Consider the following 16839-nt stretch of genomic DNA (forward strand, 5'->3'; position numbering starts at 1 on the left):
AGGGCTTAGTGGGCCACGGCCTTGCCGGCGCCTTTCGGCACGCGGATCGATTCCACCAGGTCCACCACATGCTGCGGCGGAGCCTTGGTGGCCATCGAGACCACATAGGCGACGACGAAGTTCACCACGGCGCCGATCGTGCCGATCGACAGGGGCGAGATGCCGAAGAAGTGCTGGTCGGGCGTGTTCGGATACACGTTCGTGCCGGGGATGAAGAACCAGCCCAGGTAGAGGAAGATGTAGACCGAGGTGAAGACCAGACCGGCCAGCATCCCGGTGATGGCCCCGGCGGTGTTCACGCGCTTCGAGAAGATCCCCATCATCAGGACCGGGAAGATCGTGGCTGCCGCCAGACCGAAGGCCAGGGCCACCACCTGCGCGGCAAAGCCGGGCGGGTTGAGGCCAAGGTAGGTGGCCAGGGCGATGGCGAAGGCCATCGAGATCCGGGCGGCCAGAAGTTCGCCCTTCTCGCTGATGTTCGGGTTGATCGCACCCTTGATCAGGTCGTGGCTGACGGCCGAGGAAATGGCCAGCAGCAGGCCCGCGGCGGTGGACAGCGCGGCGGCAAGACCACCCGCGGCGACCAGCGCCACGACCCAGCCCGGCAGGGCCGCGATTTCCGGGTTCGCCAGCACCATGATGTCGTTGTCCACCTTGGTGACTTCGTTCCCGACAAAGCCCAGTTCGGCCAGGGTCTTGTCGCCCAGCTTCGCTTCGGCCAGCGCGGCGTCACGCGCCGTGGTGGCTTCGGCAACGGCGGCTTCCAGCGGGGTCTTGTCGGCATCCGCAGGGGCATCCGCCAGGGCCTTGGTGGCCTCGGCCAGCTTCTTGTTGGCGTCCGCCACCGCCTTCGGCTCGTTGAAGTACTGGATCATCCCGTCGCCGTTCTTGTCGCTGAACTCCAGCAGGCCGGTCGCCTTCCAGGTGTTGATCCAGCTCAGCTCCGGCTTGCTGTCGATGTCGGCCAGCGACAGGGCCGGGGCCGACAGGGCCGAGCCTTCCTTGGCGCCGGGCCAGAAGGTGGTGGTCAGGTTCAGACGGGCCATCGCGCCCACAGCCGGAGCCACGGTGTACAAGAGCGCGATGAACACCAGCGCCCAGCCGGCGGACGACCGCGCGTCAGCCACTTTCGGCACGGTGAAGAAGCGCACGATAACGTGCGGCAGGCCCGCGGTCCCGATCATCAGGGCCATGGTGAAGAGGAACATGTTGAACATGTTCGTCGTGTCGGCGGTATAGGCGGTGAAGCCCAGTTCCGTGACCACCTGGTCCAGCTTGGCCAGCATCGAGATTTCGCCACCCTGCGGCGCATAGCCGCCGATCAGGCCAAGCTGCGGCAGGAAGTTGCCGGTCAGCGACAGCGAGATGAAGATCGCCGGGATCGTGTAGGCGATGATCAGCACGATGTACTGGGCAACCTGGGTGTAGGTGATCCCTTTCATGCCGCCAAGCACGGCATAGGCGAACACCACGGCAGCGCCGATGTAGAGGCCCATATCGGTCGAGACTTCCAGGAAGCGCGAGAAGGTCACGCCCACGCCGCGCATCTGGCCGATAACGTAGGTGACCGAGATCACGATCAGGCAGAGCACCGCCACCAGTCGTGCCGTTTTGGAATAGAAACGGTCACCGACGAATTCCGGCACGGTGAACTTGCCGAACTTGCGCAGGTAGGGTGCAAGCAGCATGGCCAGCAGCACATAGCCGCCGGTCCAGCCCATCAGGAAGGCCGACTGCGTGTAGCCGCCGACGGGGGCCAGGGCGATGATCCCCGCCATGGAAATGAACGAGGCCGCCGACATCCAGTCCGCGCCCGTCGCCATGCCGTTCATGATCGGGTTCACACCCTGACCGGCTGCATAGAATTCCGCGGTCGAGCCCGCCCGGGCCCAGATCGCGATCCCGATGTAGATGGCAAAGGTGATGCCAACGACGATCAGGTTGAGGGTAAACTGATCCATCTGTCCCGTTCCCCCTATTCTTCCACGCCGTGTTCGCGGTCGACCTTGTTCATCATCTTCGCATAAATGAAGATCAGCGCGATGAAGACGTAGATCGACCCGTTCTGCGCCATCCAGAAGCCCAGGTCGGCGCCGCCGACCATGATGCCCTTCAGCGCAGGCCGAAGCAGGATGCCAAGCCCGAAGGAGCAGATGAACCAGACCGCCAGAGAAATCAGGATGATCCGGACGTTCGCTGCCCAATAGGCGTTGGCAGATGATTTGTCTGCCATGAGTACTCTCCCTTGTTTGTTTTCCGCACCCCCGGGGGATCCAGGGGAACGGCCCCTCCCGTCAGGCTGAGACGCGCCCCACGATGTCGGCCAGCATGGCACGGATGCCGTCGATGGATCCCATCGCCGGCACCCGTTCCAGCACTGACTGGCACTCGTAATGCACGATCAGCGGTGCCGTCTGGGCGTGATAGGCTTGCAGCCTTTCGCGCACCGTTTCGGCATTGTCGTCGGCGCGGCGCTTGAACGCTGTGCCGCCGCATTTGTCGCAGACCCCGGCTTGCGCGGGCTGCTTGAACTCGTCGTGATAGCCCTCACCGCAGGCAGCGCAGGTGTAGCGGCCGGACACACGGGCAACCATCGCGTCATCGTCCACCTCAAGGCTGATCGCGGCAGTCACCTTCTGCCCGGTCTCGGCCAGAAGCCGATCCAGCGCTGCGGCCTGACCCGTAGTGCGCGGAAAGCCGTCCAGAATGATGCCCTTGGCCACATCGGGCTGCGCCATACGGTCCTTCAGGATCGCCAGCACGATGTCGTCCGACACCAGCTGCCCGGCCTCCATCACCGCCTTCGCCCTGTTGCCCGCTTCCGTTCCGGCCGCCACCGCGGCGCGCAGAAGGTCACCCGTGGAAAGCTGGACGAGACCGAAGTCCTCTTCCAGCATCCGTGCCTGGGTGCCCTTGCCCGCTCCGGGCGGTCCGAGAAGGATGATCACCGGCGCCATCGTCAGCCCCGGTTCATCCGGTTGGCGATCAGATCGTCCACCACCGACGGATCGGCCAGCGTCGAGGTATCGCCCAGCGACCCGAAGTCGTTCTCGGCGATCTTGCGCAGGATGCGGCGCATGATCTTGCCCGAACGCGTCTTGGGCAGGCCCGGCGCCCACTGGATCAGGTCGGGCTTGGCGATCGGGCCGATCTCCTGGCGCACCCAGGCTTCCAGCTGCTTGCGCAGATCCTCGCTGGGCTCGATCCCCTTCATCAGCGTGACATAGGCATAGATGCCCTGCCCCTTGATGTCGTGCGGATAGCCGACGACGGCAGCTTCGGCCACAGCCTCGTGCGCCACCAGCGCGCTTTCGATTTCGGCCGTGCCCATCCGGTGGCCCGAGACGTTGATCACGTCATCGACCCGCCCGGTGATCCAGTAATAGCCATCCTCGTCGCGGCGGCAGCCGTCGCCGGTGAAGTAATAGCCCTTGTACTGGCTGAAATAGGCTTCCTCGAACCGCTGATGGTCGCCCCACAGCGTGCGCATCTGCCCGGGCCAGCTGTCGGTGATGCAAAGCACGCCTTCCGTCGCGGTTTCGCCCTGCACCTTGCCTGTGGCAGGATCCAGAACCTCGGGTTTGACGCCGAAGAAGGGCTTTGTCGCAGAACCCGGCTTCTGCGGGATCGCGCCTGGAATGGGCGTGATGATGTGCCCGCCGGTTTCCGTCTGCCAGAAGGTATCGACGATCGGGCATTTGCCCTTGCCGACATGGGTATTGTACCAGCTCCACGCTTCCGGGTTGATCGGCTCGCCCACCGAGCCCAGAAGCTTCAGGCTGGAGAGGTCGTGCTTTTCAACCCACTCCGCGCCAAGGCCCATCAGCGACCGGATCGCTGTCGGCGCGGTATAGAACTGGTTGACCTTGTGCTTGGCGCAGACTTCCCAGAACCGGCCCGGATCGGGGTAGGTCGGCACGCCCTCGAACATCAGCGTCGTCGCTCCGTTGGCCAAGGGGCCATAGACGATGTAGCTGTGCCCGGTAACCCAGCCCACGTCCGCCGTGCACCAGAAAATGTCGCCATCATGGTAGTCGAAGGTGATCTGGTGCGTCATCGAGGCATAGACCAGATACCCCCCCGTCGTATGCACCACACCCTTCGGCTTGCCGGTCGAACCCGAGGTGTAAAGAATGAACATCGGGTCTTCCGCTCCGACCTCGACATAGGGGCAATAGGGCTTGGCCGCGGCCATCTCCGCCGTCAGGTCGAAGTCGCGCCCCTCGACCCAGCTGGTCTGGTCGCCGGTGCGCTTGACCACCAGCACCTTGACCTTGTCCGAACAGTGTAGAAGCGCCTTGTCGGTATTGTCTTTCAACCCCGTCTTCTTGCCACCACGCGGGGCCCAGTCGGCGGTGATGACGACCTTCGCCTCGCAGTCGTTGATCCGGTTGGCCAGCGCATCGGGAGAGAAGCCGCCGAACACCACCGAATGGATCGCCCCGATCCGGGTGCAGGCCAGCATCGCATAGGCTGCTTCGGGAATCATCGGCATGTAGAGAATGACCCGGTCGCCCTTCCCTACACCGTGCGCCTTGAGCACGTTAGCAACGCGACAGGTGTTTTCCAGCAGCTGCGCATAGGTGATGTGCTGGGCGGGTTCCTTCGGATCGTCCGGCTCCCAGATGATCGCGGTCTGGTTGGCGCGGGTCAGCATGTGGCGGTCGATGCAGTTGGCGCTGACGTTCAGCACCCCGTCCTCAAACCACCTGATACTGATGTTGCCAGGCGCAAACGAGGTGTTCTTCACCCTGGTGTAGGGCTTTATCCAGTCCAGCCGCAGCCCCTCCCGGCCCCAGAACACGTCCGGATCCTGCACCGACTCTGCATAGAGTGCCTCGTAGGTGGCGGCATCCACATGCGCCTTCGCCACGAAGTCGGGCGAAGCCGGGTAGACGGATTTCAGGGCAGTCTGGTCGGTCATGGCGGTCCTCCTCTCGACGGGGTCCGGCCAAAGACCCCATCGCTCTGCGTCGCTCCGCGAGGCGCGGAATGCTCTCTACCGCAAGCAGGATAGCACTTCGTAAAGAAAATCGTAACCCCATAATTATCATGAATAATTCTGTAAATTACTTGACGGAATCATCGTCAATTCTGCAAATTCGTGAAAATCGCGTCGGGGAATGCGTTCAATTTCAAATGCCTGCCGTTCACGGCGGCGTGAAGGGGCCATTCCCGTCCCGGAAAGGTTCGGACGCGGCGCGCTCGCCTTCTGTCTGGGTCAGTTTGATTCGACCGCCCGATCCAGGATCCGGTCCACCGCCGCGACATCGGGCAGGAAGCGCACTTCCGGCTCGCCCAGGCCCTGTGCCTCCAGCTGCCGCCGCAGGCTGTCGCGGAGGCCCACAAGATAAAGCTGCCCGCCCCGCCGTCGCACCCGGGCGGCCAGCGTATGGAAGCTCCGCGCCCCCGAACTGTCGATCAGCGGCACGCCTGACATGTCCAGAACCAGGGCGCGCGGGGCCTCGGCTATCCGGTCCAGCACGCCGCCCAGCTGCGCGGCCGCACCGAAGAAATAGGGCCCCTCAAGAAAATAGACGACACGATCCTCGCGCGCAGTGACCTGATGTTCCGCAAGGGGGCGCATCGCCGTGCCCTCGGACATCCGCTTGATGAACACGATCCCGGCAAGCGCAAAGCCGACGATGATGCCCTCGGTCAGATCGCGGAAGACGACAAGCAGGAAGGTCACGCTGACCACCATGGCATCCCCGCGCGACGACCGCAGAAGGGCCACGAACTCGTGCCGCTCTGCCATGCCCCAGGCCACCACTGCCAGCACGCCCGCCAAGGCGGCAAGCGGGATGTAAGCTGCCAACGGTGCCGCGACCAGCATGAACGCCAGAATGAACAGTGCATGCAGCATGCCCGAGACCGGCCCCCGGCTGCCCGCCCGCACGTTCGTCGCCGTCCGCGCGATGGTGCCGGTCACGCAGAACCCGCCGAACACGGCCGAGCCGATGTTGGCCACGCCCTGCGCCACCAGTTCTGCGTTGGACCGGTGCCGCGCCCCGCTCATGCCGTCAGCGACTACCGCTGACAGCAGCGACTCGATCGCACCCAGCAACGCGAAACTCATCGCCCAGGGCAGCGCCGCCTGCACCTCGGCCCAGCCCAGGTCTGGCAGTGCCGGCATGGGCAGCATGTTCGGCAGCGCCCCGAACCGGGTGCCGATGGTTTCCACCGGAAGGTCCAGCACGGCCACGACAAGCGAGGCAAGCGCCACCGCAACCAGCATGCCCGGCCAGCCGGGACGCAGCCGCTTCAGCCCCACGATCGCCGCCACCGTCAGCGCCGCCACTGCAACCGCCGACGGGGTCACCGTCCCCCTTGCAGCCCATAGCGCCTGCACCTTCTGCAGGATCTCGGCCGGCTCCCCTCCGGACAGGCTCAGCCCGAACATCTCGCGCAGCTGGCTGGCGAAGATGATGACCGCGATGCCGGCGGTGAAGCCCACCGTTACCGGATAGGGGATGTAACGGATATAGGTGCCAAACCGCAGCAGCCCCGCCGCGATCAGCACAAAACCCGACAGGAAGGTCGCCAGGATCAGCCCCTGCAGCCCGATAGTCATGACGCAGGCCGAAACCAGCACGATGAAGGCCCCCGCCGGCCCCCCGATCTGATAGCGCGAACCGCCCAGCGCGCTGACCAGGAACCCGCCGACGATGGCCGTGTACAACCCCCGCTCCGGCCCGACCCCGCTGGCGATGGCAATTGCCATCGACAGGGGCAGGGCCACGATCGCCACCGTCAGGCCGGCCATCACATCGGCCCGCAGGTCGGCAAGACCATAGCCCTCGCGCCAGACGGTCCAAAGCTTCGGCAGGAATTCGGTCCGGTCATTGCGGCCGGAAGGGGCGTGGGTCATGATCGTGTCCGGGCGAAGGATGGCGCCAGTAATCGCTGACATGTCAGTGTGAATGAGCGCATCAGACTCTTCGACCCGCACCTTGTCAACCGCGATAAGCCCCGATGTCCGACCACCCCACCCGTACCGATCCCGTGCAGCCCGCCGATGCCGAGGCGCTGCGGCTGGCGCGCGACCTTCTGTCGCTGGCTCACGCCGCCCTTGCATGGACCGACCCCGACACCGGGATGCCCGGAATCAGCCGTATCGCCTTCGCCCGCGACCCCGAGGCCGGGATGCTGACCCTTGTCTCGGGCCTCGCGCCGCATTTCCGCGCCCTGCGCGACCGGCCCGATTGTGCGCTGATGCTGGGCGAGGTCGGGCCCAAGGGTGATCCTCTGACCCATCCCCGTCTGATGATCCGCGCCCGCGCGGCCTGCGTTGCGCCAGACGATCCGGCCCTGCCCGCGATCCGCGCCCGCTGGCTGGACCGCAACCCGAAGGCCCGGGCCTATATCGACCTGCCCGACTTTGCCTTCTTCCGGCTGACCCCGGTCTCGGCACTTCTGAACGGCGGCTTCGCCCGGGCCTTCCGACTGGCACCTGAGGATCTGTGATGTGGCTCGGGCGGCCCCGAAGGACCGCCCGTGTTCGAAAAGGTCAAGCCGGTGCACCGGCACCGTCCGATGACCCGGTCAGGCATCCCGAGCCTCGACACTTCGCTCAGGCCGGCATGTCCATCCGCATTGTCACGATCGCCTTGCCGCGAACCGCCTCGCCCCAGCGCAGTTGCGCCTCGTTGCCCTGGGTGCCGGTTCCGGGGGTCGCGTTCGGAAACATGTAACGCGCCGCGTTGGAGCTTGTGCTGATCGTGCCTTCGGGCTGCACCGATTCGACCATCCTGATCCGCGCGCCAAACGGAATGAACCCGCCCGCGCTGACATTCCAGGTCTCGGCTGCGGTGTTTTGTGTATGGGTCACGATCACCGGGTTCAGAATGCCCTGCGCCACGTTGTTGAAGCTGTTCCCCTCGACCCGCACGTTGCGCGACCTGGCGAAATCCAGCATGGCAAGGCTGGTATCGACCATCTCGACCCGATCGATCGTGGCATTGAACACGCGGAAGCTGTTGGACACCAGCGAGAAGCCGTTCAGATAGTGCCCCGGCCCGTAGGGACGCACCACCAGCCAGCGAAAGGAACTGCTGGTGTTCGACGCGATGAACACGTTGCCCACGATGTTCAGCCCGCCGAACGAGAACTCGCCATCCCATTCGGGCGCCGAATCATGCTCGTTGCCCCATTCGATGAAGCAGTTGTCGATGTAGTTGCCCGTCACCACTGTCGAGACATTGGTCTGCGTGAAGATCAGTCCGGCACGGCGCAGGCCGGCGGGATTCTCGTCGCCCTGGAAAAAGTGGTTGGCATGGATCAGATGGCCCGTGCCGTTCACAACCGCGAAATGCGCGAACCGCACCACGCGATTGTTGCGCAGCTTGGTATCGTTCGCATTGATGTTCAGCGCGATCGTGGTCCGGTCCACCGCGTTCAGTGCCTGTTCGTTCGAAAGGAACTGGCACATGTCCACGAACATGCCCTGACAGCCCGTGCCGATCGAGGTGATTCCGCGATCCCGCGGCCGGTTGAAGCTGCACGACACGAAGCGCATGGTCGCCCCGGTCACCGGCAGCATGACCCCCGAACAGACCCCCTGCCCGAAGAACTCGATATCCTCCAGTTCAAAGCGGGACAACAGATCGAAGCCGCTGAAATCCAGCATGTACTTGAACCGGCGGAAGGTGTAGGGCCGCGTCCCCGCTGCGCCCCACAGGGGCTGGCTCAGCTCGATCGTTCCCGCGGCCACGTTCTTCGACCGCACATAGACCTCTCGCCCGACGCCCGTTCCGATCACCAGCGAACCGACAGGGATGCTGGCGACGTTCGCCACACCGGTCAGGACCAGGTTGTTCGCCGGCGAATAGGTCGCGACCGACGTGAATTCCTCTGTCTGCCACCCCGGCCCGGGAACGGCATTCAGCGACCCGTTGCGCACCACCCTGCGGGTGCTGAAGTTGGTCAGCCCCGCCACTGCTGCAACGTCCAGCGGTTCGGTCAGATCGACCCGGCGCCCGGACAGGTCAAGTGTCACATGGTCGGTGAAGTAGAACAGCGCCTGCATCGCGCGGCGGAACCCCTCGACCTCGGACCCGAAGGCCTGGCTGTAGGTGTCCAGGTCGTAATTCCGCGTCAGGACCAGCCGACGGTTCGACGGCATCGACACCGTTCCCTCGAACCGGATCCGGCTGTTGATCGTGACGTTGCTGTTCAACCGGAATACACCCGAAGGCACCAGGATCGCCCGTCCCTGCGCATCTGCATCGGCAGCCAGGAAGGCCGCGCTGTCATTCGCTGTCCCGTTGCCCAGCGCGCCGTAGTCGCGCACATCGACCCAGTCCATCAGCTTGCGGATGAAGATGTTCGTCACATCCTCGACCACCAGATCGTCGATCCGCACCACCCCGCCGTTCGGCCCGGTCAGATCCAGCCCGACATGGGCATATGCAACCTGGGTGGTCCATGCCAGATCCACGCCCGTCCGCCTGGCCGGAGAGATGATCGCGCTGACCGTCACAACCTCGCCATAGCCTGTCAGCGCGACCGAGGATCCCTCCTGCACGACAGTCGCCACATTCTGCCCGTTCACATCCCCCGCCCAGGCGGCGATGCGCACCGAAGGCAGGTTCCCCGACACCGCCTTGACCCGCGCCGAGACACGCAGATACAGACCCGGCTGGATCGGCGTCTGGGCAAAGCTGCGCAGCCGCTGCGTTGCTTCGGTCTTCTGCAATTCCAGACAGCCCGCGAAATCCTGGTCATTCGTTACCAGCGCTGCGTTTGGCTGGCCCTGATACGACGCCGATCCGGGCGTCCCGTCCTCGCGCGACCACAGGTTCAGCCCGGCCGAGAACGGCGGCGGCATCAGGACCAGCCCGTCGGTGATTGCCTTGTTCATCTGAGAATTCCCTCGCCTCGCTCTGCGCCATGCCAAGGGCGAAGCGGGAGGGAAAGACCCCGGTAACCGCGCCGCCTTGGGCATGACGAGGTAGCAGGGAAGGCTTAAGCCACTCTCAGACCGCCGCGCGCCAGCGCGACTGCCGCGCAACGCCGTTCCATCCCGGTGACGCCCTTCCCCCTTGTGGGGAGAGGGGCAACGAGCGGGGCAAGGTTGACCGCCTCAGGCGCCAACCTCCGGCGCCGGAAGGATGTGCACGGCATTGATCTGCCAGCCCTCGGGCGTCTCGACCATCATGTAGTCCAGCGCCCAGGCGCGCCCCGCCTGATCGACGATGTGCACCCGCTGCCAGAGATTTCCCGCAACAGTGCGCAGCTCTCCCATCTCGACCTGGGCCGGGCGGTAGACCATGGGATAGCCGTTCTTTACCATTTCGCCGAAATTCTCAGGCGTGCCGAAGATGCCCTTGATCGTCGGGCTGGCGAATGTGAAGGCGCGGGCGAAATCGTCGGCCTGAAACGCCTCTATCTGTCGCCGGATCGTCTCGCGGATCGGGCCCTCCTGCGCATCTGCGGCCAGGCTCAGGCCCAGGACAAGGGTGGATCCAAGAATAAGGGATCGCATCATCGGGCCCTCCGGACTGCGTACCTGTCAGCTAGGCTGCAACCACGACCTGCCAAGCCCTGCTTGCGACGGCGGCGGATTGGCCCCACATCGACCGCAAGACCGCCTGACCAACCGCCGCAGGAGCCACTACATGGCCTATGCCTTCCACCGCGACGACCGCTCGCCCGATCACAGCCTTCGCCGGATCGCGACGGAGGAACTTTCGACAGCGCTGAACCGCTTCGAGGCTGTCCCTGCGCCCGAGGCCATTCATGGCATCCGCAAGAATCTGAAGAAGACCCGTGCCCTGCTACGGCTCTTCCGTTCGGCCCTGCCCGAACAGCCCGCCGCCAACGCCGTCCTGCGCGAGGTGGCGGCCGCACTCTCTGCCCGGCGTGACGCGGCCGTGCGTCTGGCAACGTTCGACCGCCTCTTCCCGGAACCGCCCGAAGCCCTGCAGCCCTTGCGCATCCGCCTCGTCGCCGACAGTCTCGCCCCTGCACAGGACATCCCGCACGGTCTTTCCGAAAGGCTGTCGGACCTCAGGGATCAGGCGGCCACCTGGCGGCTGCAGGGCAAACCGCATCGCGCGCTGAAGGATGGCCTCGCCCGCACCCGCCGGAAGGCGCGTCAGGCCTGCGACGCCGCGCGCAAGGCGCCAGAACGCGCCGATCTTGTCCACGAGTGGCGCAAGCGCGTGAAGGATCTCTGGTATCAGACCCGCCTGGTCGTTCCGGTATGGCCCGACCTCTTCCGCGTTCTCACGGCAGAGGCCGACGCCCTGGGCGAGGCGCTAGGCAACCATAACGATCTGGCCATCCTGGCCAACCATCTGGCCGTCCTGCCCGAGGATCTGTTGCCCGGCCCGGCGCGCGATCTGGTTCAGGCGCAGATCGACCAGGCCCGGTCGGACATCCTGGCCAGGGCATTCCCCGCCAGCGACCGCCTTCTGGCCGGCGACCCGGAAGCCATGGCTGATACCTGGGTTGCGTGGCTCAAGCTCTGGCACCGGTCCCGCTGATCCGGGTCGGAAAGCGGCATATCAGCCTCGCGCGTGTTTCGGCTCAGCCGACAAGTTCGCCCCGCAAACCGCGCTCGATCAGCGCCACGCTTTCCTCCACGCCGTAAAGCGCGATGAAGCCTCCGAAACGCGGACCCTCCGACGCGCCCAGCAACACCTCGTAAAGCGCCTTGAACCAGTCGCGCAGCGGCTCGAACCCGTGATCCTTGCCAACCGCGAAGACCATCGACTGCAAGGCCTCGTCGTCCAGCCCCCCGTCCCAGACCTTCAGCCGCGCCACCAGATCCTCCATTGCCGCACGTTCCCTTTCGGTGGGCAGCCGGAAATGACGGCTCGGCGCGATCTTGTCTGCGAAGTAGCGGACGGCATAGCCCGCCGCGGCATCCAGGTCGGGATGCGTCTCGGGGCTCGCCTCCGGGGCATAGCGGCGGATGAACTTCCACAGCCCCGCCGCGTCCTTTGCCGCCGCGACCGAGGCCAGGTTCAGAAGCATGGCAAAGCTCACCACCATCCGACTTTCCGGCGGCTTGCCGTTGTGGATGTGCCAGACCGGATTGTTCACCTGCTGCTCCAGGCTCTGCTCCGGAAAGGCCTTGAGCTGCTGGTGATATTCGTCCACCGCCTTCGGGATCACGTCCCACCACAGCCGCTTGGCCGTCTTCGGCTTCTGATACATGAAATAGGACAGGCTTTCCGTCGCCGCATATGTCAGCCATTCGTCGATGGTCAGCCCGTTGCCCTTCGACTTTGAGATCTTCTGTCCCTTCTCATCCAGGAACAGCTCATAGGTGAAATGGTTCGGCTTCCGTCCGCCCAGAACCTCGCAGATCCCGTCGTAGATCGGCGTGTTCGTGCTGTGGTCCTTGCCGTACATCTCGAAATCCACGCCAAGCGCGGCCCAGCGGGCGCCGAAGTCCGGCTTCCACTGCAGCTTCACATGGCCCCCGGTGACGGGCAGCGTCCACTCGCGCCCCTCCTCGTCGTCGAAGGTTATGGTGTGGTCGCGCTTGTCCACATGCTTCATCGGCACGTAAAGCACGCGCCCCGTCTCGGGGTGGATCGGCAGGAAGCAGCTGTAGGTCTGCTGCCGCTCCTCCCGCAAGGACGGCAGCATGATCTCCATGATCTGCTCATACCGCTCCGCCGCCAGCCGCAGCGTGTCGTCGAACCGGCCCGACTTGTAGAACTCGGTCGCGCTGATGAACTCGTATTCGAAGCCGAACGTATCCAGAAACCGCCGCAGCATCGCGTTGTTGTGGTGGCCGAAGCTCTCGAACTCCCCATAAGGATCGGGAACACTGGTCAACGGCTTCTGCATGTGCTGCCGCAGCATTTCCTGGTTCGGAACATTGTCAGGCACCTTGCGCATCCCGTCCACGTCATCGCTGAAACAGATCAGCCGGGTCGGAATGTCGCTGATGATCTCGAAGGCGCGGCGGATCATCGTCGTCCGGGCCACTTCCCCGAAAGTGCCAATATGCGGTAGGCCCGATGGGCCATAGCCCGTCTCGAACAGCACATAGCCCTTTTCAGGCTCCTTGCCGCCATAGCGTTTCAGCACGGCGCGCGCCTCCTCGAAAGGCCAGGCCTTCGAATTCATCGCCGCATCGCGCAGGGAAGTCATGTCCGCCACTCCTGAAACGCCCCGGACCCTGTGCCCGTGACCCGCCGTCCTCTATTGCCCCACCGCCCCCCCGTCAATAATCTGCCGCAAACCGCAGCCGAGGCCCCAATGTCCGACACACCCGCCATGTCTCCGCAAGACGCGCTCGTCGCCGTGATGGTCGCCTGTTCCGCCGCCGATCAGGATGTGCGGACGGCCGAACTGGTGGCCATTACCCGCATGGTCAACCACATGCCGATCTTCGCCGAATATGACCCCGATCGGATCCAGCGCGTCACCCGAACGGTGTTCGACCTGTTCGAAGAGGAAGACGGCCTCGACGCCCTCTTCGGCCTGATCCGCGAGGCCCTGCCCGAGCGCCTTTACGAGACTGCCTATGCGCTGGCCTGCGACGTCGTCACCGCTGACGGTCGGCACAGCCAGGTCGAGCTTCGGATGCTGGAAGAGGTGCGCCACGAACTGAGGATCGACCGCCTCCACGCCGCCGCCATCGAATGGGGGGCAAGGGTGCGGCACATGGTCCTGTAACCCGATCGCGGGTTTCGATCCCGGGTGCTGGGGGCCTTGAGCCCGGAACGCAGCACTTGTCTCCGTGTCCTTCGGCATCTCGGACGGCAGCCAGACCGCACGCGGCCCAGGTGCGGCAGTGCAGTATCCGTATGGTCGGGTCGGGGCGGGCCAGTTGGCGTCGCACGGTTTGCCATGAATCCTTGCCGGGAAGGCTTGCGGCCGCCCTGTCCGGGCCTCCGGGCCTGATCACGGGGCTGTCGCCATCAAGCGTCTGGTTCAGTCAGACAGCCTGAAATGAGGTGCGCTGGAACCCGACCGTCAGGATCACCGCGTCGGCACCGGCACCTCGCCGCGATAATCGTAGAACCCCCGCTGCGTCTTGCGGCCCAGCCAGCCGGCCTCGACATATTTGGTCAGCAGCGGGCAGGGTCGATACTTGGTATCCGCCAGCCCCTCGTGCAGCACGTTCATGATCGCAAGGCAGGTGTCCAGCCCGATGAAATCGGCAAGCTCCAGCGGGCCCATCGGATGGTTGGCGCCCAGCTTCAGCGACTGGTCGATCGACTGCACCGAGCCCACGCCCTCATACAGCGTATAGACCGCCTCGTTGATCATCGGCATCAGGATGCGATTGACGATGAAGGCAGGGAAATCCTCGGCATGGGCGGCGGTCTTGCCCAGGCGACGGACGACCTCGTGCAGGGTATCGACGGTTTCCTGATCGGTGGCTATGCCGCGGATCAGTTCCACCAGTTGCATCACCGGGACGGGGTTCATGAAATGGAAGCCCATGAACTTTTCCGGCCGGTCGGTACGGCTGGCCAGCCGGGTGATAGAGATCGACGAGGTGTTAGAGGTCAGGATCGTCGTGGGCTTCAGATGCGGGATGAGATCCTCGAAGATTGCCTGCTTCACCGTTTCACGTTCGGTCGCGGCCTCGATGATCAGATCGCATTGCCCCAGATCGGACAGTTTCAGTGTGGTACGGATCCGCTCCATCGCCGCGCGCTTGTCGGCCGGCAACACCTTGCCCCGCGCCACCTGACGTTCGATGTTCCGCTCGATCGTGGCCAAAGCCTTTGCAAGGCTCTCTTCCGAGATGTCGTTCAGCAGTACGTCATAGCCTGCCAAGGCGAAGACATGGGCAATGCCGTTACCCATCTGCCCCGCGCCCACCACGCCCACCTGCCTGATCTCCATCGCACGTCTCCTTCTGCCGTCCCAGGTTATGCCTGCTGCCCGGCAGTCGTGCAAGCCGGCGAGAAATGCCAAGAAGTTTAGGCATCTGCCCGATTTTAGCCATTCGGCAACCACCCTTGGGCAGGCTTTGCGGCGGGTGAATGGCGAACGGGGGGGGGGCCATGCTGCCAATCCATGCGGGTGCGACGGTGCATGAGCATGCTGCAGACAATGACCAATGTTCACGACCGGCCGTGTCCGGGCGACCGGTCGATCCTTCACGACCCTTCATCGCCCTTCTGGGTGGCCTGCAATTGGCTGGCGAGGATCCGGCGCAATCCTTCGCAGAACTTGTCGGGTCTGCGGCGGGTCTTAAGACTGTCAACCTTGCCGCGCCGCATGCAGGGCCGGATTACTACCTTTCCAACCCTGCGCTGCTTGAGACTGCTGCCCGGGCCGTGCTTGTCGTCATCCTGCTGCCATGGCCGGGGGCGCTTACGAATCCGTACTATAGGGTCCACAGCCGCCGAAACGATCGCGTTGTGGCCACAACGCCCGCCCTGCGCGCGCTGTTTCCCGAGGTCGAGCTTGCCGAAATCCACTATGTCCGGCATCTGCATCAGGTTCTGGAACGGATGGATGCCGGCAGGCATGCACAGGTTGCCCGCAGCGTCCACAACACTTGGCTGCTCCGGATGGGCGAGATGCTGGACCGTCTTACAGCCCCGCGAATACTGCTTTCACCGGGATGGCCGCCCCCCCCATCTGCGTGCGGTGAAACAGACCCATACATGGTGGATCGCCCCTTGCAGGAGGCCCTGCGCAGCAGGCATGCCGGTTCGCTGAAACTGGTCACCCCCAACTGCGAAGCTTGGGGCGCCGGGCCGGCGGGGGATGACAGCGCCAGGATGCAAACGTCCTGCCTGCCAAGTCAGACGACCGAAGCGGGTCTCGCGACCCGACTTGCCACGGAAATTCGGGCACTTCTGGCACCTCAATGCTCGGCTCCGCTGCAGCTGGGTCCGGCGATGGCCTGCGGTCAGGTCGCGTAGCCGGGGTCTTCTTCATCCAGGATGGCGCGCAACTCGCGCAGGTGCGCATCGGCAAAGCCGGGGTAGGTTTCCCATTCGCGCGCCGTCTTTTCGGCTATCTCCTCGGGAAGGACGCGCAGGGGCCGCCCGGTTTGCAGCGCGCGGATATAGGTCTCGGCCGCACGTTCGAAATAGTAGAGCCGGTTGAACGCTTCAGCAACGGTCGCGCCGATGACCAGGACACCGTGGTTGCCCATAACCATCGTGGTTATCCGTGGATCGGACAGCATAGACGCGCATCGCTTGCCCTCTTCCTCGAAAGCCATGCCCCCGAAGTGCTCGTCAACGACCAGCCGGTTATGGAACATCGCCGTGTTCTGATCGATGGCCGGCAGGCGGCTGTCCGCAAGGCTGGCCAGCACCGTGGCATGAATGGAATGGACATGCATCACGCAGCGAGCATGCGGACAGGTGCGATGGATCGACCCATGCAGGCCCCAGGCGGTAGGGTCAGGTGCATCCGGGCGCGAGAGGGTTTCGGGGTCGTTCGCATCGATCTCGATCAGCGATGATGCGGTGATCCGCGAGAAATGGCGCCCGTTCGGATTGATCAGGAAACGTGTGCCTTCCGGGTTCAAGGCCAGCGAGAAGTGATTGGCCACTGCTTCATGCATCCCCAGACGCGCAGTCCAGCGAAAGGCGACGGCAAGATCCTGGCGAAGGCTCCAGTGGGTCAGGTTCGCGTGCTGGTTCATGGCGCAGGCTCCGAATCACACTTGTGTCACTGTAGCGCAGGAAGGGCTGCAATCGGTCGCAAAATGGTTTATCAAGGTGACCAAGAATAGCCGGAAGGTCGCGACGGGCCGCAGATGCAACCCAAGCGAGGGTAGACACGGCCAATTGGGCAACCAAGACGGGAATGTGGCCCGGACGCCCTAAAATGCCTGTGACTTTCCTTTTTTCCGGCTGATGCTAGGCGCATTGCTGGTCCAGACAATGATGAGGT

General features: G+C 64.3%; 14 protein-coding genes. 4 read left to right on the forward strand and 10 right to left on the reverse strand.

The window, feature by feature from the left end; genetic code table 11:
• Positions 1-5: 5 nt before the first annotated feature.
• The 5 genes from EZM81_RS09520 to EZM81_RS09540 all read right to left on the reverse strand — a co-directional run bounded on the left by EZM81_RS09520 (position 6) and on the right by EZM81_RS09540 (position 6871).
• Positions 6-1961 carry a sodium:solute symporter family protein gene (locus EZM81_RS09520; RefSeq protein WP_136645560.1) on the reverse strand — a complete coding sequence of 652 codons (1956 nt, stop codon included), beginning with the start codon at positions 1959-1961 and terminating at the stop codon, positions 6-8.
• Positions 1962-1975: 14 nt separating this feature from the next.
• Complete coding sequence (locus EZM81_RS09525; RefSeq protein WP_135450808.1) at positions 1976-2233, reverse strand: DUF4212 domain-containing protein; 258 nt, start codon at positions 2231-2233, stop codon at positions 1976-1978.
• A 61-nt stretch (positions 2234-2294) separates the two neighbouring features.
• A complete protein-coding gene (locus EZM81_RS09530; RefSeq protein WP_136645561.1) occupies positions 2295-2957 on the reverse strand; it encodes an adenylate kinase in 663 nt (220 codons plus the stop codon).
• Positions 2958-2959: 2 nt separating this feature from the next.
• On the reverse strand, positions 2960-4924 hold the full coding sequence (acs, locus tag EZM81_RS09535) for an acetate--CoA ligase (RefSeq protein ID WP_136645562.1): 1965 nt from the start codon (positions 4922-4924) through the stop codon (positions 2960-2962).
• A 297-nt stretch (positions 4925-5221) separates the two neighbouring features.
• The gene (locus tag EZM81_RS09540; RefSeq protein WP_136645563.1) at positions 5222-6871 is read right to left on the reverse strand and encodes a SulP family inorganic anion transporter; all 1650 of its coding nucleotides are present in this window, start codon (positions 6869-6871) and stop codon (positions 5222-5224) included.
• Positions 6872-6975: 104 nt separating this feature from the next.
• Here EZM81_RS09540 and EZM81_RS09545 point away from each other — a divergent pair, with 104 nt between their 5' ends.
• On the forward strand, positions 6976-7467 hold the full coding sequence (locus EZM81_RS09545; protein ID WP_136645564.1) for a pyridoxamine 5-phosphate oxidase: 492 nt from the start codon (positions 6976-6978) through the stop codon (positions 7465-7467).
• A gap of 106 nt (positions 7468-7573) precedes the next feature.
• Here EZM81_RS09545 and EZM81_RS09550 read toward each other — a convergent pair whose 3' ends face one another.
• Positions 7574-9862, reverse strand: coding sequence for a glycosyl hydrolase family 28-related protein (locus EZM81_RS09550; protein ID WP_136645565.1), 2289 nt, complete (start codon positions 9860-9862; stop codon positions 7574-7576).
• 222 nt (positions 9863-10084) lie between these two features.
• Positions 10085-10489 carry a DUF4864 domain-containing protein gene (locus tag EZM81_RS09555; RefSeq protein ID WP_371685735.1) on the reverse strand — a complete coding sequence of 135 codons (405 nt, stop codon included), beginning with the start codon at positions 10487-10489 and terminating at the stop codon, positions 10085-10087.
• Between the two features lie 130 nt (positions 10490-10619).
• Here EZM81_RS09555 and EZM81_RS09560 point away from each other — a divergent pair, with 130 nt between their 5' ends.
• Positions 10620-11489: a CHAD domain-containing protein gene (locus tag EZM81_RS09560; RefSeq protein ID WP_135450802.1), complete on the forward strand. Its 870-nt coding sequence runs from the start codon at positions 10620-10622 to the stop codon at positions 11487-11489.
• 43 nt (positions 11490-11532) lie between these two features.
• Here EZM81_RS09560 and EZM81_RS09565 read toward each other — a convergent pair whose 3' ends face one another.
• A complete protein-coding gene (locus tag EZM81_RS09565) occupies positions 11533-13113 on the reverse strand; it encodes a lysine--tRNA ligase (protein ID WP_135450801.1) in 1581 nt (526 codons plus the stop codon).
• A 108-nt stretch (positions 13114-13221) separates the two neighbouring features.
• Here EZM81_RS09565 and EZM81_RS09570 point away from each other — a divergent pair, with 108 nt between their 5' ends.
• A complete protein-coding gene (locus tag EZM81_RS09570) occupies positions 13222-13641 on the forward strand; it encodes a tellurite resistance TerB family protein (RefSeq protein WP_136645566.1) in 420 nt (139 codons plus the stop codon).
• A gap of 306 nt (positions 13642-13947) precedes the next feature.
• Here EZM81_RS09570 and EZM81_RS09575 read toward each other — a convergent pair whose 3' ends face one another.
• The gene (locus EZM81_RS09575; protein ID WP_135450799.1) at positions 13948-14823 is read right to left on the reverse strand and encodes a 3-hydroxybutyryl-CoA dehydrogenase; all 876 of its coding nucleotides are present in this window, start codon (positions 14821-14823) and stop codon (positions 13948-13950) included.
• Positions 14824-14984: 161 nt separating this feature from the next.
• Between EZM81_RS09575 and EZM81_RS18760 the strand changes: the two genes are divergently transcribed.
• Entirely contained in the window at positions 14985-15854 is an 870-nt protein-coding gene (locus EZM81_RS18760) for a DUF6473 family protein (RefSeq protein WP_371685737.1), read from the forward strand.
• Here the strand turns inward: EZM81_RS18760 and EZM81_RS09585 are convergent.
• Entirely contained in the window at positions 15842-16588 is a 747-nt protein-coding gene (locus EZM81_RS09585) for a class II aldolase and adducin N-terminal domain-containing protein (protein WP_136645568.1), read from the reverse strand. The genes EZM81_RS18760 and EZM81_RS09585 overlap by 13 nt on opposite strands.
• Positions 16589-16839 lie beyond the last annotated feature (251 nt).

It is taken from the genome of Tabrizicola sp. YIM 78059, from assembly GCF_004959785.1.
In the GTDB taxonomy this organism is placed as follows: domain Bacteria; phylum Pseudomonadota; class Alphaproteobacteria; order Rhodobacterales; family Rhodobacteraceae; genus Tabrizicola; species Tabrizicola caldifontis.